This window comes from Edaphobacter modestus, from assembly GCF_004217555.1.
Classification (GTDB): Bacteria; Acidobacteriota; Terriglobia; order Terriglobales; family Acidobacteriaceae; genus Edaphobacter; species Edaphobacter modestus.
Map to the genome: position 1 here is coordinate 2,482,975 of NZ_SHKW01000001.1, position 26,620 is coordinate 2,509,594.

Annotated in this window: 15 protein-coding genes and 1 pseudogene; 11 read left to right on the top strand and 5 right to left on the bottom strand. The window is 56.4% G+C overall.

The window, feature by feature from the left end:
• Positions 1–4 precede the first annotated feature (4 nt).
• From BDD14_RS10475 to BDD14_RS10505, 7 genes are all read left to right on the top strand, one after another.
• A complete protein-coding gene (locus BDD14_RS10475) occupies positions 5–1,249 on the top strand; it encodes an MFS transporter (RefSeq protein ID WP_242617874.1) in 1,245 nt (414 codons plus the stop codon).
• Positions 1,246–2,418, top strand: coding sequence for an L-rhamnonate dehydratase (locus BDD14_RS10480; RefSeq protein ID WP_130418756.1), 1,173 nt, complete (start codon positions 1,246–1,248; stop codon positions 2,416–2,418). The genes BDD14_RS10475 and BDD14_RS10480 overlap by 4 nt, the downstream gene beginning before the upstream one ends.
• A 12-nt stretch (positions 2,419–2,430) precedes the next feature.
• Complete coding sequence (araD1, locus tag BDD14_RS10485; RefSeq protein ID WP_130418757.1) at positions 2,431–3,474, top strand: AraD1 family protein; 1,044 nt, start codon at positions 2,431–2,433, stop codon at positions 3,472–3,474.
• Positions 3,475–3,488: 14 nt separating this feature from the next.
• Positions 3,489–4,367 carry an NAD(P)-dependent oxidoreductase gene (locus BDD14_RS10490; RefSeq protein ID WP_130418758.1) on the top strand — a complete coding sequence of 293 codons (879 nt, stop codon included), beginning with the start codon at positions 3,489–3,491 and terminating at the stop codon, positions 4,365–4,367.
• Between the two features lie 22 nt (positions 4,368–4,389).
• Positions 4,390–6,567 (top strand): glycoside hydrolase family 3 C-terminal domain-containing protein, encoded by a 2,178-nt coding sequence (locus BDD14_RS10495; RefSeq protein WP_130418759.1) that lies wholly within the window; start codon positions 4,390–4,392, stop codon positions 6,565–6,567.
• A 282-nt stretch (positions 6,568–6,849) separates the two neighbouring features.
• Complete coding sequence (locus BDD14_RS10500; protein ID WP_130418760.1) at positions 6,850–8,067, top strand: tetratricopeptide repeat protein; 1,218 nt, start codon at positions 6,850–6,852, stop codon at positions 8,065–8,067.
• 229 nt (positions 8,068–8,296) lie between these two features.
• On the top strand, positions 8,297–9,895 hold the full coding sequence (locus BDD14_RS10505) for a CRTAC1 family protein (protein ID WP_242617875.1): 1,599 nt from the start codon (positions 8,297–8,299) through the stop codon (positions 9,893–9,895).
• A gap of 53 nt (positions 9,896–9,948) precedes the next feature.
• Here the strand turns inward: BDD14_RS10505 and BDD14_RS10510 are convergent, their stop codons facing one another.
• Complete coding sequence (locus BDD14_RS10510; RefSeq protein ID WP_130418762.1) at positions 9,949–13,350, bottom strand: carboxypeptidase-like regulatory domain-containing protein; 3,402 nt, start codon at positions 13,348–13,350, stop codon at positions 9,949–9,951.
• A gap of 574 nt (positions 13,351–13,924) precedes the next feature.
• Between BDD14_RS10510 and BDD14_RS10515 the strand changes: the two genes are divergently transcribed.
• Positions 13,925–15,802 (top strand): alpha-L-arabinofuranosidase C-terminal domain-containing protein, encoded by a 1,878-nt coding sequence (locus tag BDD14_RS10515; protein ID WP_130422957.1) that lies wholly within the window; start codon positions 13,925–13,927, stop codon positions 15,800–15,802.
• A gap of 73 nt (positions 15,803–15,875) precedes the next feature.
• Here the strand turns inward: BDD14_RS10515 and BDD14_RS10520 are convergent, their stop codons facing one another.
• The gene (locus BDD14_RS10520; RefSeq protein ID WP_130418763.1) at positions 15,876–16,982 is read right to left on the bottom strand and encodes a LacI family DNA-binding transcriptional regulator; all 1,107 of its coding nucleotides are present in this window, start codon (positions 16,980–16,982) and stop codon (positions 15,876–15,878) included.
• Positions 16,983–18,264: 1,282 nt separating this feature from the next.
• On the opposite strand from BDD14_RS10520, the pseudogene BDD14_RS10525 reads away from it, so the two are divergent.
• Positions 18,265–19,045 (top strand): annotated as a pseudogene (locus BDD14_RS10525) (DDE-type integrase/transposase/recombinase); the annotation flags it as partial.
• Positions 19,046–19,142: 97 nt separating this feature from the next.
• On the opposite strand, the gene BDD14_RS10530 reads toward BDD14_RS10525, so the two are convergent.
• Positions 19,143–19,442, bottom strand: coding sequence for a transposase (locus tag BDD14_RS10530; RefSeq protein WP_165420013.1), 300 nt, complete (start codon positions 19,440–19,442; stop codon positions 19,143–19,145).
• A gap of 515 nt (positions 19,443–19,957) precedes the next feature.
• Complete coding sequence (locus BDD14_RS10535; RefSeq protein WP_130418765.1) at positions 19,958–23,095, bottom strand: TonB-dependent receptor; 3,138 nt, start codon at positions 23,093–23,095, stop codon at positions 19,958–19,960.
• 119 nt (positions 23,096–23,214) lie between these two features.
• On the opposite strand from BDD14_RS10535, the gene BDD14_RS10540 reads away from it, so the two are divergent.
• Together BDD14_RS10540 and BDD14_RS10545 are read left to right on the top strand one after the other, a co-directional pair.
• Entirely contained in the window at positions 23,215–24,168 is a 954-nt protein-coding gene (locus BDD14_RS10540) for a S1/P1 nuclease (RefSeq protein WP_130418766.1), read from the top strand.
• Between the two features lie 1,002 nt (positions 24,169–25,170).
• The gene (locus BDD14_RS10545) at positions 25,171–25,491 is read left to right on the top strand and encodes a potassium channel family protein (protein WP_130418767.1); all 321 of its coding nucleotides are present in this window, start codon (positions 25,171–25,173) and stop codon (positions 25,489–25,491) included.
• Positions 25,492–25,613: 122 nt separating this feature from the next.
• Here BDD14_RS10545 and BDD14_RS10550 read toward each other — a convergent pair whose 3' ends face one another.
• The gene (locus tag BDD14_RS10550) at positions 25,614–26,615 is read right to left on the bottom strand and encodes a DUF2950 domain-containing protein (protein ID WP_130418768.1); all 1,002 of its coding nucleotides are present in this window, start codon (positions 26,613–26,615) and stop codon (positions 25,614–25,616) included.
• Positions 26,616–26,620: the final 5 nt, after the last annotated feature.

The window sequence follows — 26,620 nt, forward strand, 5'->3', positions numbered from 1 at the left end:
GAGCGTGACCAACCGCAAGTGGTATTTCGTCGTGATGGTGGCGGTGGCGATTGCCATCAGCTACTTCGACCGGCAGACGCTGCCCGTCGCCATCGCTTCCATCCAGCAAAATATTCCGCTGTCGAACCAGCAGTTCTCCTACCTGCAGACTGCCTTCCTGCTCGCCTACGCCGCCATGTACATGCTCGGCGGACGCCTGCTCGATGCCCTCGGCACGCGCAAAGGTTTCCTGCTCATCATGGTCTGGTGGTCGCTCGCCTGCGCCCTGCACGCTCTCGCCTCCGGCTTCATGCTCCTGCTCTTCGCCCGCCTGTTGTTAGGCGGTGGCGAGGGCGGAGCCTTCCCCGCCGCAACCCGCGTCGTCGCCGAGTGGATCGAGCCCACCGAGCGCTCGACCGCGATGGGACTCATCAACGCCGGAACTGCCGTCGGCTCCGTGCTCGCTCCTCCCGTCATCGGCTTCGTTCTGCTCACCAGCGGTTGGCGCGCCGTCTTCCTCATCGCCGGCGCCCTCGGCCTCGCCTGGGTCGCATGGTGGGCCGTGGCCTATCGCTCCAACACCACGACTCTCTCCTCGAACACCGTCGACGCCCGCGTCCTCGGCCGCAACATCGGCTGGACGCAGGTCATCCCCATGCGCCGCGTGCAGGCAATCGTCTTCGCCAAGTTCATGTCCGACTCCGCCTGGTACTTCCTGCTCTTCTGGCTGCCCAAGTACCTCTACGACGTGCGCGGCTTCGACATCAAGCAGGTCAGCTACTACGCCTGGATCCCCTACGCCGCCTCCGGCATCGGAAGCTTCATCGGCGGCTGGGCCTCCTCGCGGCTCATTCACAGCGGCCGCTCCATCGACTTCTCGCGCAAGCTCGTCCTCGGCTGCTGCGCCCTCGGCATGCCCGTCGTCATGCTCGTCTCCATCGCCCCCGTGCAGGTGGCGCTGCTTCTCTTCAGCATCGCCTTCTTCTGTCAGCAGGCATGGTCCGGCCTCATCATGACCCTGCCCACCGACATCTTTCCTCTCACCATCGTCGGAACCGTCGCCGGCCTCATCGGCTTCGGCGGAGCCATTGGAGGTGCCATCTTCGGCCTCGTAGCCGGATACCTGCTGGGCCATGGATTCACTTATGCGACCCTGTTCCTCCTCGTCGGAACCTTTCACCTCATCGGATTCCTCGCCATCTTTCTCTTCGCCGGCAGGATTCAACCACTAAGCGCCACAGACTTACAGGAAATTGAGAGCGCCGCATGAAGATCACCGAAGTCCGTACTCGCGTCGTCCAATGGGAAGGCAAGACCGTTCCCCTGCCTCCACACTTCTGCACCAACCCCATGGACCTCGTCGCCTTCCGCGAGGCCTCGATGGGCAACTTCGCCTTTCACAACTGGCTCGTCGTCGAGATCTTCACCGACAACGGCCTCGTCGGCCTGGGCAACGCCGCGCTGTCGCCGATGGTGACCAAACAGCTCGTCGACATCTACCTCAAGCCGCTGCTTCTCGGCGCCGATCCCTGGGACGTCGAGTACCTCTGGCAGCAGATGTATCGCCGCACCCTCGCCTTCGGCCGCAAGGGCGTCGCCCTCACCGCCATCTCCGCCGTCGACATCGCCCTCTGGGACCTCATGGGCAAGGACGCCAAACAGCCCGTCTTTCGCTTGCTCGGCGGACGCACCAAGGAGAACATCCCCGTCTACGCCAGCCGCCTCTACGCCATGCCCATCCCCGAGCTTCGCACCGAGGCGCAGAAGTACAAGGACGAAGGCTACAAGATGATGAAGCTGCGCTTCGGCTGGGGCCCGCTCGACGGCGCCGCCGGAATGCAGAAGAACCTCGAGCTCGTCCGCAACGTGCGCGAGGTTATCGGCTACGACATCGACCTGATGACCGACGCCTACATGGGCTGGACGCTCGACTACGCCAAGCGCATGCTGCCCCTGCTCGAGCCCTTTCAACTGCGCTGGCTAGAGGAGGCCGTCATCCCAGACGACACCCGGGGCTACAAGGAACTCAAAAGCTACGGCCGCATCCCCATCGCCGGCGGCGAGCACGAGTTCACCATCTTCGGCTTCCGCGAGCTGCTCGAGAACAACGCGCTCGACGTCATTCAGTTCGACACCAATCGCGTCGGCGGCATCTCGCAGGCGCGCAAGATCTCCGCGCTCGCCGAATCCTTCCAGGTCCCCGTCACGCCGCATGCCGGGCAGATGCACAACTACCACATCGTGATGGCCAGCCTAAACTCGCCGATCGCCGAGTTCTTCCCCCAGGTCGACGTCGAAGTCGGCAACGAGCTCTTCTGGTACATCTTCGACGGCGAGCCCACGCCGAAGAACGGCTGTATCGACCTCGACGACACTCTCCCCGGCCTCGGCCTCACCGTCAACGAGGAGTCGCTCAAGCGATTCCGCATCGTCGAATAAGGAGCCGCAACGATGCGCCCTATCCAACGTCTAGTCCAACTCGCCAATGGAAGCCTGCGCGCCGTCGCCCTCGTCGACGAGCCGCACCTTGTCCTCCTCACCCAGGTCACGTCCGTCTTTCAGCTCACGCGACGCGCTCTCGATCAAAAGACCGCGCTCACCTCGCTCGCCACTTCACTCGCTATCGGCGATCGCATCCGTTACAACGACGTCTACCAGCAGAACTCCGCCTGGCAGCTGCTCGCCCCCATCGACACTCCCGGCGCGCCGCAGAGCACCCTCGTCTCCGGAACCGGCCTCACCCACCTCGGCAGCGCGCGCGAGCGCCAGGCCATGCACGCCGAGACGCAAAAAAAAGAAGCAGAGACCGCGCAGAAGAAAGATGTCGAGATGACCGACAGCATGCGCATGTTCGAGTGGGGCCGCGAAAGAGGCCGCCCCGCTGCAGGCGAGATCGGCATCGCCCCCGAGTGGTTCTACAAAGGCGACGGCTCCGTCATCCGCGCACCCTTCGCCCCGCTCACCATCCCCGGCCACGCCGAGGACGGCGGTGAAGAGGCCGAGGTCGCCGCCCTCTATCTCATCGACGACAGCGGCGCACCGCACCGCATCGGCATGTGCCACGGCAACGAGTTCTCCGACCACGTCTTCGAGCGCCGCAACTACCTCAACCTCGCCGGCTCCAAGCTCCGCGTCTGCTCGCTCGGCCCCGAGCTCGTCGTCGACCCCGCCTTCGCCGACGTTCCCGGCAAGGTGCGAATTCTTCGCAACAACGCGCTCATCTGGGAGAAGAACATTCGCACCGGCGAGGACAACATGTGCCACTCGCTCGCCAACCTCGAGCACCACCACTTCAAGTTCGCCGGCCACCGCCAGCCCGGCATGCTCCACGTCCACTTCCTAGGAGCAGACGCGCTCTCCTTCGGCGACAACATCCGCCTCAAGGCCGGAGACGTCACCGAGGTCAGCTTCGAAGGATTTGGCCGCCCCTTGATCAACACCATCGCCGTCGATGAGACCATCACCTCAGCCGTCCGCGTTCAGCCGATGGCATAAGGAGCCTGAGAAAAATGTCGAAGCAACGGGTAGCTCTTCTCGGTATCGGAACCATGGGCCGCGGCATGGCGGCCAACCTCCTCAAGGCCGGCTTTCCCCTCACCGTCTACAACCGCACACGCGAAAAAGCCGAGCCGCTCGCCGCACAAGGCGCGATCATGGCCGGCACTCCCGCCGAGGCAGCCAAAGGCGCTGACGTCGTCATCTCCATGCTCGCCGACGACACCGCCTCCCGCGCCGCATGGCTCGGCGAAGACAGCGCACTCGATGCAATGAGCAAAGGCAGCACCGTCATCGAGTGCGGCACGCTCACCCCCGGATGGATCGCCGAGCTCGATCAACAGGCGAAATCCCGCGGCATCGGCCTCGTCGAAGCCCCCGTCACCGGCAGCCGCCCGCAGGCTGAAGCGGGCCAGCTCACCTTCCTCTGCGGCGCCGACCAAGCCACGCTCGACGCCGTGCGCCCCGTGCTCACCGTCATGAGCAAGGCCATCCTCCATCTCGGCCCCGTCGGCAGCGGCGGACAGCTCAAGCTCATCAACAACTTTCTCTGCGGCGTGCAGGTCGCCTCCTTCGCCGAGGCCGTCGCCTGGGTCGAGCGCACCCAGCTCGACCGCACCCAGGCACTCGACTTCCTCAAGACCGGCGCCGCCGGCAGCGGCATCTTCAACGCCATGAGCGACCGCATGACCGCGCGCACCTACGAGGTCAACTTCCTCCTGCGCCTGCTCAACAAGGACCTTCGCTACGCACAGACCGCGGCCGCTGAGCACGGCGTCACCCTCACCACAGCAGCTGTCACCGAGCAGCTCTTCGACAAGGCCGAGCAGCAGGGCCTCGGCGAAAAAGATATGTCAGCCGTCGTAGAAGTCCTTCGCAACAAAAACCAATAACCGGCATCACGGAGGTCGATGTATGCGTCACTGGATCGCTGCGGGTCTTCTCGCCTGCCTTACCGTCTCTTCCACGCAGTTGCCGGCACAGGCACAGCCAGGCTTCCGCGACACCAGCCGCCCCATCGAAGACCGCATCACCGACCTCATCGGCCGCCTCACGCTCGAAGAAAAGGCGCAGCAGCTCAACCACACCAACAAGGGCCTGCCGCGCCTCGGCCTTCCCGCCTGGGGCGGCTGGAACCAGACCCTCCACGGCGTCTGGTCCAAGCAACCGACGACGCTCTTTCCCATCGCCACCGCCATGGGAGCCACCTGGGACCCCGAGCTGATTCACACCGTCGCCGTCGCCATGAGCGACGAAGGCCGCGCCCTCTACAACGCCAAGGCCGAAGGCCCGCGCACCACGCACGGCCTCGTCTTCCGCTCCCCCGTCATCAACATCAGCCGCGACCCGCGCTGGGGGCGCATCCAGGAGGTCTTCAGCGAAGACCCCTTCCTCACCGGACGCATGGCCGTCGCCTATGTGCGCGGCCTCCAGGGCGACGACATCAGCCACCTCAAGCTCGCCGCAACCGTGAAGCACTTCGCCGTCAACAACGTCGAGACCGGACGCCAGCATCTCTCCGCCTCCGTCGACGAGCGCAACCTCTTCGAGTACTGGCTGCCGCACTGGCGCGACGCCATCATGGAAGCCCACGCACAGTCCGTCATGTCCAGCTACAACGCCATCAACGGCACGCCCGACGCCGTCAATCACTACCTGCTCACCGACATCCTCCGCGGCAAGTGGCACTTCGACGGCTTCGTCACCGACGACCTCGGCGCCGTGCAGCTGCTCACCGAAACGCGCCGCAACGAAGTCGGTCAGCGCTTCAGCGAAGATCCCGTCTACGCCTCGGCCATGGCCATCAAGGCAGGCAACGACTCCGACGACCCCGAATTCGAGACCAACCTCCCGCTAGCCGTAAAGCGCGGAATGCTCACCGAAAAAGAGCTCGACCACGCTCTGCGCAACGTTCTCCGCGTAGGCTTCCGCCTCGGAGCCTTCGACCCGCCCGAGAACAGTCCCTACGCCAAGCTCGGCATGGACGTCGTCCGCTCGCCCGAGCATTTGAACCTCTCCGACCAGCTCGGCGCCGAGTCCATGACGCTCCTCCTCAACCGCCAGAACTTCCTCCCGCTCGACAAAGACAAGATCAAGTCCGTCGCCGTCATCGGCCCCGCCGCCGGCGACGAGTACGAGACTGGCAACTACTACGGCACGCCCTTCCGCAAGGTCAGCGTCACCCGCGGCCTCGAATCCCTCCTCGGCAAATCCGTCAAGGTCGACTACGCACAAGGTGCAGGCTACACCGAGCCGCTCGATCAGAAGGCCATCGACCACGCCGTCGATCTCGCCCGCAAGAGCGACGTGGTCGTCCTCGGCCTCGGCACCAATCTCCGCATCGAAGCCGAAGGCCGCGACCGCCGCAGCCTCGACCTTCCCGGCGCGCAGCAGCAGCTCCTCGAAGCCGTCTACGCCGCCAACCCGAAGACCGTCCTCGTGCTCGAAAACGCAGGCCCTCTCGCCGTCACCTGGGCCAACGACCACCTCCCCGCCATCCTCAGCGCCTGGTATCCCGGCGAAGGCGGCGGAGACACCATCGCCCGCACCCTCTTCGGCCTCAACAACCCCAGCGGCCACCTGCCCTACACCGTCTACCAGAGCCTCGACGGCGTGCCCCCGCAGAACGAGTACGACGTCTCGAAGGGCTACACCTACATGTACTTCAAGGGCCTGCCGCTTTATCCCTTCGGCCACGGACTCAGCTACACAACGTTTGGCTACAGCAACCTCAAGGTGGCTCAGTCCGGCGCAAAGCTCACCGTCTCGTTCGTCCTCAAGAATTCAGGCCAACGCGAGGGTGCCGAGGTGGTGCAGCTCTACACCCATCAGCGCGCCAGCTCCGTCTACCAGCCCATCAAGAGCCTGCACGCCTTCGAACGCGTTAACCTCAAGCCCGGTGAATCGAAGACCATCACCCTCGAGCTTCCGGTCAGCCGCCTCGCCTTCTACGACGTCAAGATCCACGACTTCCGCGTCGAGCCTGGCATTTTCGATATCCTCCTCGGCTCCTCGTCCGAAGACATCCGTCTCCGCGGCGAAGCCAACGTCAGAACTACCGCCTCCACCAAACCTCCTCTGACGAAACACTAGCCGAGAGCCCCCCAAAACATCTGCCAGCACCACCGACATCGCCACATTTCCCGGCAACAACCTATCGCTGACAAAAAGATCCATAGTCGTCGACTTCGCGCCATCCTAAGTCAAAGTTTCCAGCGGGCGATCGGCCAGCTCGTAGAGGGCCTCCTACCGCCCCGTAGTAATCATCGGCAACGACGACCTGGAGTGTCCAAGCGATCCCGCTTAAAAGGTGGGCGAGGGCAAACGGATAAATTCAGCCCCAGCTTGCTTACTTCCTAGCTAAAATGCTGGGGAATGGATTTTCAATCTATATCGCTGCTCGGCCATCGCATTTCTTTCAATAAAGAATTACGTCGGACCGCGGGTCCGCGATCTAGCCGTCTCGTAGTTCGAACAGCGTTTTCTCTTGTGCTGCTCGTCTTTAGTTTGCTGCCTCTAAGTGCGCAAGATAGCTCCCTCACCCGGGCTTCCGACTTGATGCGTTCGGGAAACTTTCACGATGCTGAACTGTTGTTGCGTCAGCTAGAAAAAACTCATCCTAACGACGCAATCATCCACGGAAATCTGGGCGTCGTTCTTGCTCAGCAGGGAAAACTTGAACAAGCGACGATTGAATATCGCAAATCTCTTGAGATTAGACCGAATCAGCCTGATGTTATTGCTAACCTCGGCATTGCCGAATTCAAGCAAGGTCATTTCTCAGTAGCCATCACGCTTCTGCAGCAAGTGGCGAGAGAAAAACCTGACGACCGTCGTAGCACGATATTGATCGGCATGAGCTACTTCGGGCTCAGACAGTACGAGAAGGCAAGCTTATTCCTCAAGAGAGCGGCTCAGAATGACCCGTCCAACCTAGAGCTACATAGCGTTCTAGCGCAAAGCTGCCTTTGGAGCCATCAGTATGATTGTGCGCTAGCGGAGTTCAAGAACATTCTTGCGGTAAATCCTGAGGCAGTTCAGGCACATATGCTTTTGGCACAGGCACTTGATGGAATGGGGAAGACCGAGGAAGCCACTAAAGAGCTTGAGGACACGGCTCGCGCTGCTCCCAGGGAGCCCCTTCTTCATTTCGAGCTAGGATTTCTTTACTACAAGCAAGGGGAATACGATAAGGCATCTTCAGAACTGCGATTAGAGATTGCGAATAATCCAGGGTATGCCCAATCCTATCTTTATCTGGGCGACATCGCATTGCGCACAAACGACGATAAATCGGCGGAGCAACTCCTTCAGAAAGCTCTCCAGTTGCAGCCGGAGAGCCGGCTTGCCCATTTCGATTTAGGATGCATCTATGTGAATCAGGGCAAAAACCAAGAGGCTTTGACTTCCTTTCAACATGCAATCCGATTGGATCCATCTCAACCGGATGCGCACTATCGACTCGCGAGAGTCTATATGGCATTGGGACAAAAAGAGAAGGCCGCACAGGAACTCGCAAAGACAAAACAGTTACACCGAAAGACCGAAGACTCTTTGATCGAAAAGGTTTCTGGCGACAAGGCAATCCCCTAAGTACTTGAAGTACCCTCAACCTAAGCGGTGCGGCAAAAGAATGAGCGGAACCAAGAAGACTGAAATCTCGCGACGAGATTTTCTATGGATGACTGCGGCGTCGACCATGAGCATGGCTCAGGGTGTATCGACTCGAAACGTTAAGCCCCTCCCTCGAGGAAAGCCGTCGGGTATTCCCTTTGATGCTCGCTTCACAGACATTGCGGCTCAGGCAGGTCTTACCTTTCCTGTGGTCTATGGCGGACTGAGCCATAAGAATTACATTATTGAAACGGTCGGCTGCGGGGTCGCCTTTATGGACTTCGATAATGATGGCTGGCTAGACATCTTTGTCTTATGTGGCGCGCGTATGGATGAGTCAACTCCAGAGGCAAGCAATCGACTCTATAAAAACAATCATGACGGAACTTTCACGGATGTCACAGAAAAAGCGGGATTGATTCGGCAGGGCTGGGCCAGTGGGGTGACGGTTGCCGACTACAACAATGACGGCTTCGAAGATATCTTCATCACCTATTACGGTCAGAATGTTCTATATCGCAATAATGGTAACGGGACGTTCACTGACGTAACGAAAGAAGCGGGTCTGATCTATGAGGGCACCACACGCTGGGGATCGGGATGTACTTTCGTTGACTATGACCGCGACGGACATCTCGACCTGTTTGTCGCCAACTATGTAGATCTACATCTGGACAAGTTACCGAAACCCGGGGCAAATCCCTACTGCAACTTCAAAGGGGTACCCGTAAACTGCGGCCCAAGAGGTCTGCCGATGCCGCGGAATTATCTCTACCGCAATCAAGGTAATGGCACGTTTCGCGACGTTTCGCAGGAAGCCGGTATTGCAAAGTTGGAACGCACATATTCGATGACCAGCGTAGCAGTTGACCTCAACAACGACGATTGGACAGATATCTATGTAGCCTCAGACTCAACACCGAGCCAACTACTCATCAACAAACACAATTCAGCACTCAGTGAAGAAGGTGCTGAGCGAGGGGTAGCCTTCAGCGCAGATGGCGCCGAACAGGCCGGCATGGGGGTGGCTCTTGGTGACTACAACCTGGACGGAAATCTCGACATCTTCAAGACTCATTTCTCTGACGACACAAACGTTCTCTATCAAAATGATGGCAAAGGCAACTTCACGGATGTGACGCTGGCAAGCGGCTTCGGGGTTGAGACTCGTTATATATGCTGGGGAACCGGCTTTGCCGATTTCGACAACAATGGCTGGCCAGATCTTGCAGTAGTAACCGGTTCGGTCTACCCAGAGGTCGAAAAGGCATTCCCAAACTATCCACTAAAGACGCCACGATTCATTTTTAGAAACCTTGGTAACGGAAAGTTTGAAGAGCTTATTGAGGAAGCGGGTCCGGGTATTGCCGAGGTGCACTGCAGCCGAGGATGCGCTTTTGGGGACTTCGATAACGATGGCGACGTAGATATGGTCGTCGTCAATCTGAATGAGCCACCCTCTCTTCTCAGAAATGACGTGAAGAACAATCTGAAGTGGCTCAAAGTACTTCTTGTAGGAACCAAGTCGAACCGAAGCGCGATTGGGTCACGGGTGATTGCCAGATATGGCGGCAAACAGCAGGCGCAGGCCGTTATGGGACAAACCAGCTTTTACTCAGTGAATGATCGAAGGCTTCACTTTGGGTTAGGACAAAGCACTCGCGTCGATCTTGAGATCCACTGGACGAATGGGTTGATTGAGCGCTTCTCCAACGTAGAGAGCAACCAACTGATCACGATCAAAGAAGGTCAAGGAATAACGAAGTCCGCATTACCTCGCGTCAACCGAAGCACCCCGAACGCCTAAGAGAAACGCAAAGGGCATCCGGTCAACGGGATGCCCTTTGCGTTTGAGGAAGTTTAGAAGGAGAACTTTCCTCCAAGCTGCAGGGTGCGTGGGTCACGGGCTGAGGTGACCTGTCCGAAGTTTGCGTCGTTGGTGTTTGCGTTAATGTTGTTGAACTGCGTGTGGTTAAAGGTGTTGAAACTCTCCAGTCGCAATTGGAGATTCAAGTTTTCCTTGAACGTGAAGTTTTTGAAGACGGCAAGGTTGAAGTTTAAGAGGCCGGGAAGCCGTACGACGTCTTTACCAGCGTTGCCAAAGCCGGTACCACCGTTCCACGGAGCCACGGGGTTGGCGAAAGCGCTCTTATCGAACCATGCTAAACGGGTCTTGGGATAGGTGACTTTCGAGACAAGGTTGGGACGGTTCGTTGTTCCTCCGCCTAGGCCGAGAACATCGACGCCGTTGTATGTTATCGGCTGCGGAGCTCCGGTCTGTGCGACGGTGATACCCGAGAACTCCCATCCTCCAAGAACAGACCTCTGGAAAGCATTTCCGGTGTTGCGGAAGAAGGGGAGCTGGTAGATGTAGTTCGCTGTAAAGATGTGCCTGCGGTCGAAGGTGCCTGCGCCGCGGTCGTAGCCGAGGTTGAAGGGATTGGACACCATGCCGAGGTCGTTGGCGACCACGTCGACCTCGTGAGAGTAGGTGTAGGCGAGCTGGAACGTCAGTCCGTGTCGATTCTCCATGCGCATACCGGCCTGCAGCGAGTGGTAGCTGAAGTTCGACTGGTTCTCCTGCTGCGTAACGGAGCTATAGCCAGGGAAGATGCGATAGAGGTTAGCGTTGAGCGAGCCGTTAGCGACTCCGCGGCGGCGACCATAGGGATCGCTCGGGTTCGTCGTGTCCGTCAGCGGAAGAGTGTTGATGCCACGGTTGTTGCTTTGGCTCCAGCCGAGAGAGCCGACGTATTGAACAACAGCGATGGTGGAAGTTGCAACCTGCCTCTGAACGCCGAGGGAGAACTGTGCGGTTCCGGGCGGGCTGTATTGATACTGCAGTGTGGTCATCGCGGATGGGAAGCGTTGCGAAGTGGTTGCGCCTGTCAGGGCACTTTGGTTCGGATTGGAGAAGTAGACGTTGGTTGCCGAGGGCTGGAACGCGAACGGCGGATTCAGTGCGGCGTTATAAACGTCGTTACCCTGGACGCGCTCGTAGAAGAGTCCGAAGCCGCCGCGGATGACGGTGTTGCTTATGCCAGGCGGGCTATAGGCAAAGCCGACACGGGGTTGGAAGGTATAGAAGCGATCCTGCACATTGCCTCGGGGAAAGCCATTGACGCCAGCCTCGCGGATGCCGTTCAGGTAGAAGGGGCGGCCACCGAAGGTGGTCAGAGAAGCGGGGTTTATTGTGCCATCGGGGTTCAGAGGATTGGGGAGACTACGGTCATAGAGATCAGGTACGAAGTTCGCGAACTGGTTGAAGCGTTCGAAGGCATGTGGCAAGCCATCGTACCTCAATCCCAGATTGAGGGTAAGGCCGGGAGCGACGCGCCAGTTGTCATTGACGTAGAAACTGTAGTTGTTGTTAACCCAGTGCTTACCGGCGAGGTACTCGAGTTGAGTGAAGCTGGCGGCGGTTCCGAGGATGAAGTTGATGTAGGAGTCCTGAGAGAACGAGCTGTTGTTGAAGATAGCCGTCCCCTGAGTATTGGCCTGAAGCTGTTGGTTTTTGACGGCGTGCAGCCAGGAGAACCCAAATTTTAACTGATGCTTGCCTTTATTCCAGCTCAGATCGTCGCGCGTCTGGTAGCCCATGTAAGAGTTCTTCCACGGGAAGTAGCTGGAGCTCCAAGTGACGCTGTATGGGCCGCCGAGCTGGATCTCCGGCATACGGCTATCGAAGTTATTTTCGGGGGGGAAGAAGCTTGTGGCATTCCAGCCGGAAGGCTGCTGGTAGTTTCCTATCGGGTCGAGGTTGATGGTGTTGCCGCTGAAGAAGAAGCCGGTCTCGTTGAGTAGGCTCGGCGAGAGCGACTGCGTCAGCTTGACCGTAGAGGACCATGACGGATTTTTCATTGCCGTACCGACGGTCGGGAACGAGCTGTTACCCCAGAGTGGAGGATAGTAGTTCTGATCCACGGCATCATGCAGATAGTGGCCCATCAACTGGAGCTTGGTGCTGATAGCGTGGTCGATGCGGACAACGTCTTCGCGCACGTTGGTGGGCTGGGGAATGGAGGAGATGTACTGGCTCGTACCGAAGTTAGGCCTCGGGAACGTGCCATTGTTCAGCTCGCGGACGGCGTTCTGGTCCATGAGCTCCCTGGGGATGATGTTGTTGGGGAACGGCTGGCCCGGCGTGAGGCCGCGCGCGGAGTAGATAGCGAGTCTCGCTGGGTCTGTCGTAACGGGAACAATCGGTATAGTGCCGTTCGAAGGAGGAGTATAGGCGAGGTCCTGGTTGGGCGAGGCGAAGTTGTTGGCGGCGATGGTATTGACGGTCGCAGGATTGCTACCCTGAACGAGCTTGCGCCATTCCTCGTTGACGAAGAAGAAGGTTCGGTTACGCGCGTTGTTGTAGATGTGGGGGATGAAGAGCGGCCCGCCGATATTGCCGCCAAAGTTGTTGAGGCGGAACTTGGGACGGGAAAGTCCCGCAAGATTGGTGAAATAGTTGTTTGCGGCGAACGCCTCGTTCCGGTTGAACTCCCAGAGGCTGCCGTGGAATTTGTTGGTTCCGGATTTTAAAACCATAAGGATGGTGCCGCCGGAGCCGATGCCGTAGTCAGGGCCATAGTTGCTGTCCAGGGTCTGGAACTGGGCAAGGGCATCGACCGAGGGAAGCGAGCTGAAGCAACCGCCACAACCGCGATCATTGAGCTCGCCGCCATTAAGAAGGTAAACGTTGTGGCTAGTGCGCGTTCCGTTAAAGCTGATGCCGTTAGCGGAGGTGAGAGCGTTAACACCGCCAAAGGCAGGAAGATTGTTGGAGACGCCCATCCCAAGCGCAGCAAGGGAAACGACGTTGCGGCCGTTCGTCGCCAACTGCGTAACCTGTGCGCCGCTGATGAGATTGCTCACTTCGCTGGTTTCCGATTGCAACTGTAGCGCATCAGCCTCAACAGTTATGGTCTGCGACTCGCTTCCTACAGTCAGTTGGAAGTCCTGCTTGATCGTCTGTGCTGTATTTACAATGATGTCGGTCTTGGTGAATTTCTGAAATCCCTTTGCGGCAGCTTCGAGCGTGAAACGGCCTACGCCGACATTGGCAAAGAGATAAATACCCGAGCTGTTCGTTACCGCTTTTCTCGCCTGACCCGTTGCAGGGTTTGTAAGTGTAATTTCTGCGTTTGCAACTAATGCTTCGGAGGCGTCGACCACGGTGCCGGTTATGGTTGCGTTCTCCTGCCCCCATATGTTCGGAGCGGACAGGACCAGACCCAAAACTGCTATGAAAATGCATGAAGATCTACGCATGATGGAACCTCCGGAATAACAGCAGTCTTTGTCAGCCAATGCTTTTTAGCTTTATCTGAAACAGAAGTCGAAATGTGAAAACGTTTACTTAAAACGAACCGAAAGTAGAGAAAACGCTGCATGGAGACGACTGATTTCGTTCATCGTCTTTTTAGAAACGAATATCTATACAACGCTGATGTACAGTCCTTTTGAACCGCTGCAGGCTACTCAAAACGAGCGGATATTGTCAAGGTATTTGTTTCCGCAAATATTCGCTTGTTTTCGCTTGTTTTCGGAATTCAGCCAAGGGACGGATGCTCACCAAATCATTCGACTTGACCTGCGATGCCTGAGCGAGAATGGAATCGGTTCGATTTGAATCTGATGGAGATTTCAAATTCCACCGCAAACAAGTTGACGTCGCCAAAAGAAACGAGCTACCGTTACGACACGTTTTGAAAAAACGTTTACTGTTCCCTGTTTACTTCAGAATAGGCATCAATAATGGAGGACTGCCGCGTTGAGATTGCGCTCATCTGTTACATCAAAAGTGTCCGTTCAGAACCACCGCCTTCAGTGCGTTGCTGTGTTGATGCTATCTCTCACCGGATTGAGTCGCGCTCAGCCTAATTCCGCTGCTTCCATCTCGGTCCAACTCGACTCGCCCCTACATAAGGTAAGTCCAATGCTGTATGGGCTTATGACAGAAGAGATTAACTTTTCTTACGATGGCGGCCTGTATGCGGAGAAGATCCGCAATCGCACATTCAGTGGTCGATGGCATTCGCAACCCGCTCATTGGTTTCTTTTCGAGCAAGGAAACAGTAGCGGCACAATGGAAATCGATGACACAACCGGACCAAGCGAAGCTCTGCCAAGTAGCCTGTTGATCAATGCAGTCAAGGCCGATTCCGCGAACTCCATCGGTGTCTATAACGAAGGTTACTGGGGAATGGCGGTACACCCTGATACAACGTACCGCGCCTCGTTTTACGCGAAGACCGATCAGAGCAATATGGGAACGGTCTCTGTCGAGCTTGTCAGCAATGACACAGGAAAGGTCTTAGCCTCGACCAAAAGCTCCGCAATCTCTGCTGATTGGAAAAAGTACGATGTGACACTCCAAACAGGAAAGATCAAACCAGGCGCACAAAATCATCTGCGTCTTACGGTCGCTCATTCCGGAAAGGTATGGCTGAGCCTTGTATCTCTCTTTCCGCCGACCTATAAAAACCGGGAAAACGGTAACCGGCTCGACCTCATGGAGAAGATGCATGCCATGAATCCGACATTTCTTCGCCTTCCCGGAGGTAATTATCTGGAAGGCGACGAAATCCAGGATCGCTTCGATTGGAAGACAACGATCGGGCCTCTCGTAGACCGCCCCACTCACCCAAGTCCATGGCGCTATCAGTCGTCCGACGGAATGGGACTCTTGGAATTTCTAGAGTGGACAGAGGACCTTAACATCGAACCGGTCTTGGCCGTTTATGCGGGATATTCGCTGAAAGGCGCTCACATTAATGCCGGACCATTCCTGAATCCGTTTGTCCAGGATGCGCTCGACGAGATTGAGTTCGCGACCGGCGGCCCGGACACAAAGTGGGGAGCAAAACGTGCGGAACTTGGCCACCCCAAGCCCTTCCCTTTGCACTACGTCGAAATCGGCAACGAAGACTGGTTCGACCGGTCGGGGAGTTACGAAGCGAGGTTTGCGCAGTTCGACAAGGCGATCAAAGCGAAGTATCCAGGTTTAAAAACAATCGCAACAATGCCACTGAAGAAGACCAAGCCGGACATGCAGGATGATCACTATTATCTGCGGGCTGTCGAGAGCTACAAGCATGCATCCCAGTATGATTCTGCCGATCGAAATGGGCCGAAGATCTTCATAGGTGAGTGGGCCACACGCGAGGGATCTCCTACCCCAAATCTCAATGCAGCCTTGGGCGATGCCGCTCTGATGACCGGTTTTGAACGAAACAGCGACCTGATTCTGATGACCTCCTATGCGCCCCTGTTTGTAAACGTCAACCCCGGCGGCATGCAGTGGGAGAGTGACCTGATCGGCTATGACGCGATGTCCAGCTACGGCTCGCCTTCCTATTATGCCCAGGTTCTATTCGCGAAATACCTGGGTGATACAGTACCTACTTCCACTGCAACTAATCTGCCCGAGCGTTTCTTCTACTCGGTAACCAATGCCTCGACCAAAGGAAAGATCTATTTGAAATTAGTGAATGGAAGTTCGATGCCACAAGCTATCAACGTCCGTATAGACGGGGGGAAAGCCCTCAAATCTGAGGGAGTAGTTGAAACCCTGGGCGGAACCAATCCTACTGAAACCAATACCGTCACGGAACCCGAACGCATTATTCCCGTAAAAGCCGCTCTACAAAATATAAAAAGCACTTTTGAACATACAGTTCCGGCTTATTCGATTCAGATCCTCGAACTGTCCACAAATTAAGACGGCGCTCATAGCACTAGCAAGTGACATAGGATCGCTTGCTGAAGTGGTAAATTCGTTGTAGACGCAGCACTCATTCGTCTTCAGTATTCTTGTTCTGAGTCTTTCTTCTGGAAAGCCCGGTAAGACTCCCTTTAGGGATTGAAGTTGACTGCCGTACTACCAGCCGTGTCTTGACGACCTCATAAGTTGCCTTCTCGACATCGTCGTTTTTCAAACTTGCCATCAGTGTTCTGACGGCACTGATGGCAATCTCTCGTCCTGACATCCGAACCGTTGTAAGTGGCGGGAGCATGAACCGGGCGATCCCAATGTCATCGAAACCTATCAAGGAAATTTCTTCTGGAATTTTCAAGCCGAGTCGCGAAGCAGTGTGCATCGCCCCAATCGCTGTCATATCGTTCGAGCAGACAATTGCAGTAGGAGGTTTGCGAAGTAGAAGCAGACGCTCAGCCCCTTCAGATCCTCCTTCCGTCGTGTAATTGCCAACATGGATGTATTCATCTGGCAACGCGAGGCCGATCGATCCGATTGCTGAGCGAAATGCTTTTTCTCGTGCTAATGCGGAATGTAAGCCTTTTGGGCCAGAGATGAAGCCAATTCTTCGGTGGCCAAGCACAGCGAGATGTTGTACTGCTTCATAGATGCCGTTGTCGTAGTCAATATGAATAGCCGAAAATCCCTTTTTTGCGGGAGCAATGTCGATGAACACCATCGGGATCTTCTGGGAGGCGAGGCGTTCGAGAAGCGGCTCTTCAATACCAAAGGTCATGACTGCGACCCCGTCGACTTTTCGCTCCAGCATTCGCTGAACGCAGACTTCCATCCGGCGCAGATCGTAGTTGGTAGAACCAATCAAGGTCTCATAACCGGCCGCCACGGCTTCTTCCTCGAAGCCTTGAATTAACTCCGGAAAGAAGGGATTGGTAATGTCGGAAATGATGACTCCGAACAACCTACTCCGGCCACTCACAAGGGCGCGTGCCTGATTGTTGGGAATATAACCTAGCTTTGATATTGCCTCCCAGACACGCTTGCTCAAGGCCGAATCGACGTTAGGTACATTGTTCATTACCCGAGATACGGTCGCGACCGAGACCTTGGCAGCTTCAGCCACCGTGCGGATGTCGATGCGACGCTCAACACGGTTCCTGGGTTGCTTCGCGCTAGCCTTCTTCATAAGCAACCCATTTCTCTTCTATAACTCGGCCATCATTTATGTCTCAGTCTTTTCCCGCATGGCGTGGCAACTGTTATAGCAAGACTATCAGGTCACCTTTCATAAGTTGCCACCAAAGTCGCCGAATTAGCATAGAACACTTCCGTCTTCCTCTTGTCATTACAAGTCGTTATTCGCTCGGACACCCAGCCTCAGAGAAGATGTGCCCTGTGCGCTGAGGACTGTGGCGAATGTCATATAAAACACCGTTGAGGGTACATCCGAGCATGGCAATTGGTAGGACTTAGAGTCTTCACTGCGGGACCTAGGGCGAAGCACTACTCACAGGACCGAGGCTCAGACTGCAGCGATGACGGAAACCCTGTACTCAAATCTTGCCTTGGTGCAGATAGCTCTACAAGGCAAGACTGGGTAGACCAACTGTTTCCGATCTGTATCCCTGACGTTGTAGCCAGCGCCAGAATAAGTGCGGTTGCGTACAGCTTTTTCAGTTTACCAGCGACACCGCAATCGGCGCGAAAAAGCAAGCGCGAAATTCCACCCATCATCTGCCGGGACTAAACAGGGGCGTACTTCCGCGCGACCGGGGATAAGGCTTTCTTTCTCCGGCGTCCGGAGATCCTCACGAACACGGAGGATCTATTTGCTAAGGTGATAGCGAGCCGGCGTGGTGAAGCTCACCTATTTCCGTCGTTCTACTACTCCGATGGCGAAGCGGGGGGGGATGACCACACCGGGTCTAATGTCGTCGCATGGTTTGCCATTACTTCTATGGCGCAGGTAGCCCGTTGAAATTGATGTTCTACAACTTCAGACAACGCCCCGGTATTGATGCACGATACCGACATTAGTCGAGTCACTAACAGAGTCGACAGTGTCAACAATAGATGCCACCCAGTTCTTACTCCTCTCTTTGAGAGGCCGACATGAATGTGTCAGCAAATATGCCACACCACGTTTGCCGAGCTCCTTAGCACTTTGGCGAGTGGCACGCAGGTAGCTATGTCGAACGGATCCCTAATTGGAACCACCTACATCATCGATATCAAAGATAGGCGCGGTAGTTCCTTTCAATACGCAACTTTGCGGAAAGCGATCAGCGCATCCAAATCCGCTTGGACTGGAAGTCAGGCGAACCTAAGACCCGCACTCGTCTTCAAGGTTGGAATGGCCGTAATTCCCCAAGGTTCAGGTGGCCCCAAACAATTCGACAATGACATCGCCACAGATAACCCAGGTGATACAAGCGTTCCCAGTATGATATACGTAAAGTTTCCGCCGCCTGACAGCGGCGGTCGGTCGAGCGATACAACATAGTCAAGAGAGCCTGAGACGCTGGCTCGTCGGCATGGCATGAACCCGAAGACGGTTGTGAAGGGGTGGAAACGGGACTCGACCGCAGATCGCCGGACTGGCCCAACGGTTCCGAAATCCACGGTGCTCTCGGTTGAGCAGGAAACGATCATCGTAGCGTTTCGCAGGCACACACTGTTGCCGCTGGACGACTGTCTCTATGCGCTCCAGGCCACGATCCCCAGGTTGACCCGCTCGTCGCCGCATCGCTGCTGCAACGCCACGGCATCAGCCGATTACCCGAGGTGGACGGCGACAGGCCGAAGCGCAGGAAGTTCGAGAGCTACCCCATCGGCTTCTTCCACATCGATCTGGCCGAGGTGCGCACCGCCGAGGGCAAACTCTATCTCTTCGTGGCCATCGATCGAACTTCCAAGTTCGCTGTGCTCGAACTCGTGGAGAAGGCCGACAGGCGAGCTGCCGCCACCTTCCTGGAAGCACTCATCGCGGCTGTTCCTTACCGTATCCACACCGTGCTCACCGACAATGGCATCCAGTTCGCCGACCTTCCGAAGAATCGCCAGGGTCCAACCGCCCGCTTCCGCGGCCATCCCTTCGATCGGACCTGCCATGTCCACGGAATCGAACACCGCCTCACCAAGCCGAACCATCCCTGGACCAACGGACAGGTCCAACGGATGAACCGCACCATCAAGGAAGCCACCGTCAAACGCTTCTTCTACGACACGCACCAACAACTCAAAGCGCACGGCTCATACCGATAGCTCGACCGCTCCATGCCCAGCAGACTGCAGGCCGTGCGTTCGCTCAGACGGAACTCGCTGGAGACGAACGCCACGTCTCCTCTTAGACCGGCAAGCTCCAGCCGTTTTTTCGGATGACGGCCTTCAGCGCCTCGCCGTGAAGACTCAACTCCGCCACCAGCAGCTTCAACCGGCGGTTCTCGTCCTCCATCGCCTTCTGCCGCTGCGCCTCGCTTACGTCCATCCCGCCGAACTTCTGCTTCCAGCCGTAGAACGTCGCCGCGCTGATCCCATGCTCACGGCATAACTCCGCCGTCTTCACCCCACCTTCATGCTGCTTAAGTACCCCGATGATCTGCTCGTCGTATAACGGCTCTTCTTCATCTCTGCTCCCTCGATTCAATTTACGAGAGATCTCCAGATTCAACTGGTAGAGATTCCAGGGAGCACGTCAGGGGCACCTTACTCTCCAGCACCTGACTCCGACAACGTCGCGATCAAACCGCGTCTGAGCCACCGCACGCCTTCGGCGTGGATGGATTGCGTCTTTGATGGCTCATATTAGATCATCCAACTTATAGGCCGATTCCCCACTACCAGCGGCACCGCATCACCACAACCACCTACAACTTTTGGTAGGTCTATAACTTTGCGCGTGCGCAGAGTTATCATTTATTCGACAGTTGAAAAATAACCCGAAACTGGCCAATTAGCCCATAAGTTGGTCAGTATAACTCTTGTGCTTCAATATCGATGATTTGCTCGCTCAAAACTCTGAGGCCAAAAGTTGGCCGGGACATCTCTATTCGACGATAAATTGGCCCAGAGTTCCGGAAGGGTCAACTGATGATACGCGATGGCAATTGATAAAACGGGGCGAGGCCGATGGCGCCTAGCCCCGTTCTATCTTCCAGTTCGCTAGAACTGGATCTTTGCAGCCAACTGCAAAACCCGTCCGTTATACGAAGGGTTGTTTCCGAACGCGCGCGGAGTCTGGAAGCCAGTCGTCGGGCTCGTGTTCGGCACCAGTACATTGTTCGTCACTACATACTGCTGATTGTTGTATGCCGTGATGTTTGTCCGGTTCATCACATTGAACGCCTCGCCAATCAGCAGCACCTTGAACTTCTCTCTGCCGATCGTCTTCGTAATGCGAGGGTCGACACTGATATAGTTCGGAAGCCTATACTGATTGCGCGCCGATCCCGGCGTTCTCTGGTTTGCTATCAGCAACGATCCATTCAGTGCAGTGTTGATCAACGCCGTGTATGGCTGGCCACTCTGCGCCGTGATGATGCCGCTCACACTCCATCCACCCGCGACCGGTCGGAGCACACCATGCAGGTTCTTCGTAAAGTAGTCCAGGTCCCACACCGTCGACAGTACAAACCGATTCCGCACATCATTATTGCCGGGGGCCAGATCAAGCCGCGGATTCAGCGGGTCGTAGGCCTCCTTGCCATCGTCGCTGCCAACCACAACCGCGGTCGCATCGGGCGCGTCGTCGATCACCTTCGACCACGTGTACGCCGCGCTCAACTGCAGTCCCTGCGCAAACCGTTTGTCCAACTGTGCCGTCAGCCCGTTGTATGCTGAGTGTGCCGTTGCCTCAAATTGGAAGATCTGGTTGAAGTTCGGATTCACGAGTTGTGACGAATTGATGCGCATATAGCTAAAGCTCTGCCCAGCCGTATTCAGGATCGTCGCCGGTGTCTCGGATACAAAGTTCGCGTTCCGCGTCCGTGTCAACCGTGTCCCTCGTACGCCCAGATAACCTATGGTCACAGAGGTGTCCTTCGCCACCTGCTGCTGAATCTGCGCGTTGTACTGCACAATCCTCGGCTGATGATATTTACTGTCAAACAGGAAAAGATTCGACTTCGCCGCCGCAAACCCTGCGGGGGGCGTGCATCGCGGAGCATCTGTTGGTACGCCGCACGTATTGTTCGGATAAGCAATCTGACCAGGAAAATACGGCTGCCCTGTCGCGTTCGCATTCGTTGGCGCAGGCCCCGTTGTTGGCTGGAACGTAAACGTCTGCAGGTTCACACCGTTGTTCGAACTTGCCGTACCTGTCAAGATTGACGGCGTGTTGCCATAGAAGATGCCGCCGCCCGCACGAATCACTGTCCTGTCGCTGTTTGCAAACGGTTGGTAGGCCACACCGAGCCTCGGCCCGAAGTTCATATCGTCCACCGGCACCCGCGACGTATCAAAACCCGTTGCCAGTGCCTGAGCATTCACTATGCCAGGCTGATGATAGGTCTGCCGGTCCCATCGCACGCCATAGGTTACTTGCAGTCGCCGCGTCGCGCGCCAGTCGTCCTGTGCAAACGCTGCCAATTGCGCATTGTCCGGATTCGTCGTCGGCCCGCTCGTACCCGTGCCCGCATAGGCCTGCACCAGTTGCAATGCAGAGCTTCCCGTTGCTGTCGCTTGCAGAGCCTGCCCCGTCAACGACCGGCCAAAGTTCTCCAGCGAATCGAAGGTATACGCACCGCTGAAGTTTCCCGGGAAATAATTGAGAATCTGGTCTCTCAGCCAATCCACACCCACCTTAATCGTGTGTGTCCCGGCAACGTAGGTCACCGCATCCGCATACTGTTGCCGGTGCAGCGTCGTCTCGCGCGGGCTGAAGTTGTTCCGTCCCACAGTCAGCAGCGTTGTTCCGTTCTGCCGAACGGCCGCTTCGGGATTCTGCGAATTAGAAAGCCCCGGTTCGTTGTCTCGTTGATAGCTGCCGCGCAACTGGTTCACCAGCTTCTGCGAGAGCGTCGTGTTCAACTCCAGCGCGAACGTGTCTGTGTTCACGTTCGAGTTGCCAGTGTGTTCCGCCGCGCTCGCGGTGCCGCTGTTCTCAAGGTTCGTTCCCTTGAACCGCTGCCCGTTATACCGCCCGCTGATCACGTTTGCCGCGTTGATGCGGTAATCGAGCTTACCCAGATACACGTCCTGGTTGAACGTGGTCAGGTAAGTTCCGCTCCGCGCAGTCAGGTAATTGATCGCCGCCGTCTCCGCAGCCGTCGCCGGCCTACCCAATGAGGGGATCGACAGCGCAACCGGAATACCAACACTGTTCCGCTGACCGTCATAGTCGAAGAAGAAGAACAGCTTGCCTTTCAGCACCGGTCCGCCAAGGTTCCCGCCAAACTGATGAAAGTGGTATCCCGGCTTCGTCGGAGCCGTTGCCCGCAACCCCTGCTTGAAGTATGACAGTTGCTGCGAATACACCTGGTCATTCGCATTCAGCCCGCGATCGCGAAAGAACTCGAACACCGTACCATGGAACTGGTTCGTTCCCGATTTCGTCACCACGTTGACGACGGCCCCGCCCGCGCGTCCAAACTCCGGTGCAAACGTCGACGTGTTTACTTGAAATTCCTGCACCGCGTCCTGGCTGAACTGGTACGGAGCACGTCCCGATCCTGTCCTTCCCAGTGTCTGGCCAAAGAAGGTGTTGTTATTGTCCGCGCCGTCAATCGTCAGCGAGTTCAGCGTTCCACGCTGTCCGCCAAAGCTCAGGTCGCCACCGCGCACATCGCGCGATACACCCGGCGTCAGAAGCGTAAAGTCTAAAAAGTTTCTTCCCAGTACAGGCAGGTTCGCCACCTGACGTTCATTCACGCTCTCCGCTACGTTCGTCCGAACCGTATCGACGACCGGTACACCGATCACCTCAACCACGGTCTGATTGGCGCCCACCTGCAGCATAACCGGCAGCTCGACTTTGCCACCGACTGTTACCTCGACATGCTTTTGTTCGACCTTCGAGAAACCGGCATGTTCGATCATCACGTCGTAGAAACCGGTCGGCACTACGGGAAACGTAAACGTACCGCTTTTGTTGGTCGTTCCGGTATAGCTGGTCCCACGTGTCGGGTTCACGATCGTAATCGTGGCGTCGCTCACAACCGCGCCGCTCGGATCCGTGACTATTCCTTGCAGTGCCCCTTGATTTCCTCCCTGGGCTACGGCAACTCCACTGGCTAAACTTACACAAAGAAATAAACGCAGCAATCGACTGAATGCAATTCTGTTCTTTATAAATTTCCGCATGGCGCAGAATCTACAACATTTACATAAACGCTATGTTGCAAAAGTCAGAAAATTTGCCGCGGATACAGAATGGAAGCAGCTTCCGGCATATTCCCAGATGACATCTCTATACTCGTTTCATGAAACGCATCCTTCTCTCTCTCTGGTTAATTCTCTCGTTCGCCGTAACACAGCAGTCATGGGCATGGGGACCGCTGGGTCATCGACTGGTCGCCGACGTCGCATGGGATCATTTGACCCCTGAGGCAAAAGCCGATGTGCAGGCTTTGCTTGGACATGAGAGTCTCGGCGATGTATCTTCGTGGGCCGATCACTATCTTGTTGGCAACTATCAGACCTTCTACTGGCACTTCGTCAATATCCCTCCCGATGCGAAGAGCTATGATCGCGACCGCGACTGCCTGATACAGCCGCGCACAACGGCAGGAACGCGGATCGACACGTGGCGCGACTGTATCGTGGAACGCATCGGGTACAACGAACAGCGACTTGCCGACTCAACGCTCGACAACTCGGACAGAGCCATCGCGCTGAAGTTCCTGGTGCACCTGGTCGGCGACGAGCATCAACCGTTGCACACGCTGGGTGTTGGACGCGGGGGGAACGATATTGCCGTGAGAGTATGGGGACGCGACGAGTGCGGCCAGTGGGGGTGCAACCTGCATGAAGTCTGGGACGAGAAGCTGATCGAGCATCGCAATCTTGACGAAGCTGCCTGGCTGAGGATGCTTGAGAACGAGATTGACACGAAGAAGATCGTCCCAGGCAATGGGAACGCCGCGACATGGGCGATGGAGTCGCACGATCTTGCTCGGTTGGCGCTGGTGGCTCCGGGAACGAACATCGACGAGGCCTACTACGAGCGAAATATCGAAACCATCAACCAGCGACTGGAGCAGGGCGGCCTCAGGCTGGCGCAGCTCATTAATGCTGCGTTTAAAGCTTCGCCGTTGACTAACAGTGAGTCCGCAACGGCCCCAAGCAACTTCGTCTGTCTCGATCGTAAGACTGGGCAGCGTGGAATCAGATGCTCTTGTAGTCACTCATTGTGTCAACCTACAACCTGTTCTTAGTCAGGCAATCGCAGAAGGCTTCACGTTGGCGCGTAAACCTTTGCTGTTGGCTTGTGTGGCTCGCGCCATTTGAACTCAGAGGACGCTCGGCAGGAGGGGGCGTATTTTTTTTGAAAATCAACCCGAAAGCTGGCCCAACCCATAAGCTGTCCAGCCTACCTCCTGCTTTCAATACGAACCTTTTGCTCGCTCAAAGCCTCTGAGACATAAAGTTGGCCGAATCGTTTCTAAACAGACCATAAATTGGCCCAATTTCGGAAGGGTTAATCGAAAATACAGGGCGCGTGACGCCTTGATGCTTTTCAGGCGATTACAGGGCTCGTCTGCTAGCTCTCGGAGCGATCGAGTTCCCGCAAAAAGGGAAACGCCAAGATATAAGTTAATCGGCTATAAACAATGGAACTGCGCAGTCGCGATCTTGCTTCGCGAAATCCTTTGTAGACTTTCAGCGGAACCCGGCGCGACGTCCAACTCAACCAAGCACAATTCGGGGAAGTAAATAAAAAGCATAGAGAACTAATTGCGCTTCGGCCCTACGATCTCCCAGTTGTGCTGGCTCGTGCCCAGGGCATTCACCAAATTGCTAAGCTTTGTCCTCTTCCGTCGTCCCACGTAGTACAGAAGATAGGAATTCTTCTTGGCGGATAACGTACTTCGAATCCGCGACAGCACCTGCCACATTGTGAACTAGTCGTCTTTTGGGTTGTAAAAGAACATAGGTACAAAACCGTGGCAGCAGTGGCGGAAACAATATCGGCCATAGGGTGAAGCCGTGGTGGCTACGCTCCTATCGCCAAATGGCGATCGTCGCCCGCCATTCCCATGGCACTCAAACCGAGGTCGACCTGCCGAATGAACCATACACACGTGACGTCTCCGAACCGTCCGCTCCCTTTGATGTACCATGGCGTTCAGTTTTCCGGCCGTCTTCGGGACTTCACGAGTCAGTCCGGTATTTCTGGAATCGGTTGTTCATACCAATTGGAAAGGCACGGGAGCATTGTGATTCTTTGGGGGCTGACCATCCGATTCCTGAAGCAGCTAGCGATCGGCCTTTGGTTTTTTTCCCCTCTCTTGTTGACCTTGACGCTGGTAATCATGCTGCTTGGATACCTTGCCGGAAAGCAGGAGGGCTGGTCGCGCTTCGACAGTTTCTATTGGGCATTCGTCACCGCAACGACAGTCGGTTACGGTGATTTCCGTCCAACCAAGAGACGATCGAGGATCATCGCCATTCTCACAGCCGTGCTGGGGTTGCTGACTATGGGCATCATCGTCGCATTGGGAGTGTATGCCGCGACAAAGGCTTTGGATAGAACCTGAGGCCCTGGACGGCCTGCGCCTCTCGCGAGCGAACTCTGCGACACGCGGGTGGCTTCGCAGAAATCCGTGGAAGGTGGTCAACATCATTGATTGGAACGGTGCTGGTTCCAAGGATAAGTAGATCACCAATTGTCAGATGTGGGGCGCCAGGTCTTGTCCGGATTGTAAAGCTCCATGTTCTTGACGATCTTGAGGGAATCGGGTCCCAGGTCCTTCTGGTAGACAACTCCGTCGTAGTCAACCATGAATGTCTTTACGCCCGTGACGCGATATTCGGCAGGCACGGCTACGAGTGCAAATCCGCCGATCATCGCTCCCTCAATGATGTAGTTGAGCTTGCCCAGGGGCGCACTGGGACCCTGCCCCTTCAATACTTTGAAATAGTACCCGTGGAAGGGCTTGCTCTTGTCCCCGTACCCTTCAGCAAGGGCCTTCGCAACCCCCACTCCGACGGGACCTCCCCAGCTGCCATCCGGATTTTGCCAGGCCAGCCCATCCTGTTTTCCCGGTGTGCTGATAATTCGCTGCGCGTATTGATTCACGTCGAAGTTGTCGTGGATCTGCTCGGCGTAGTCCATCTGAGCTTCCACAAAGCCGCGGCAAACGGTAATGGCGTCCAGCTCGTTAGCTCCGATGCGCCGAAACAGTACCTCCTTGAGACCCGCCTTGGTATCGAAATACCATTTTCCATCTTTCTTGACGATGGGGATTGGAAGTGGCCACTCTTCGTCTCCGACGGAAAGGGTAGCGCGATTAGGGTTCTTGGGGTCTACGACCACCTCAGTCTTTTCGTGAGCTTCCGCGGCAAATGTGGCGGCATTGTTCTTATCGCGAACGGCGTCCTCTGTCGAAACGATATGCCTGCCATCCGGTCCTAACACTCTCATGAGAGCGGGCACGTCATAGTTCGCTGCCGCCTGGATGAGGGCTTCGGCAGCCTGGTTTGGCGTGGCAAACGACATCTGTGCAGGTTGCGATGCCGCCACGGTGGGTGGGTTCGATTGCGGCTTCGCATGGGCGATGGCCGTCAGGGCGCACGACAAGGCGATCATCTGGGCAGTGACAAGGGATTTCGACGTAAGGAAATGGAACGTATTTAATGTCATGTGGTCTTCCTTGATCATGGCTT

Coding starts and splice junctions, on each gene's coding strand:
- BDD14_RS10515 (WP_130422957.1), top strand. CDS start 13,925: ATGCTATCTCTCACCGGATTGAGTCGCGCTCAGCCTAATTCCGCTGCT.
- BDD14_RS10480 (WP_130418756.1), top strand. CDS start 1,246: ATGAAGATCACCGAAGTCCGTACTCGCGTCGTCCAATGGGAAGGCAAG.
- BDD14_RS10490 (WP_130418758.1), top strand. CDS start 3,489: ATGTCGAAGCAACGGGTAGCTCTTCTCGGTATCGGAACCATGGGCCGC.
- BDD14_RS10535 (WP_130418765.1), bottom strand. CDS start 23,095: ATGCGGAAATTTATAAAGAACAGAATTGCATTCAGTCGATTGCTGCGT.
- BDD14_RS10520 (WP_130418763.1), bottom strand. CDS start 16,982: ATGAAGAAGGCTAGCGCGAAGCAACCCAGGAACCGTGTTGAGCGTCGC.
- BDD14_RS10500 (WP_130418760.1), top strand. CDS start 6,850: ATGGATTTTCAATCTATATCGCTGCTCGGCCATCGCATTTCTTTCAAT.
- araD1 (WP_130418757.1), top strand. CDS start 2,431: ATGCGCCCTATCCAACGTCTAGTCCAACTCGCCAATGGAAGCCTGCGC.
- BDD14_RS10540 (WP_130418766.1), top strand. CDS start 23,215: ATGAAACGCATCCTTCTCTCTCTCTGGTTAATTCTCTCGTTCGCCGTA.
- BDD14_RS10510 (WP_130418762.1), bottom strand. CDS start 13,350: ATGCGTAGATCTTCATGCATTTTCATAGCAGTTTTGGGTCTGGTCCTG.
- BDD14_RS10550 (WP_130418768.1), bottom strand. CDS start 26,615: ATGATCAAGGAAGACCACATGACATTAAATACGTTCCATTTCCTTACG.
- BDD14_RS10495 (WP_130418759.1), top strand. CDS start 4,390: ATGCGTCACTGGATCGCTGCGGGTCTTCTCGCCTGCCTTACCGTCTCT.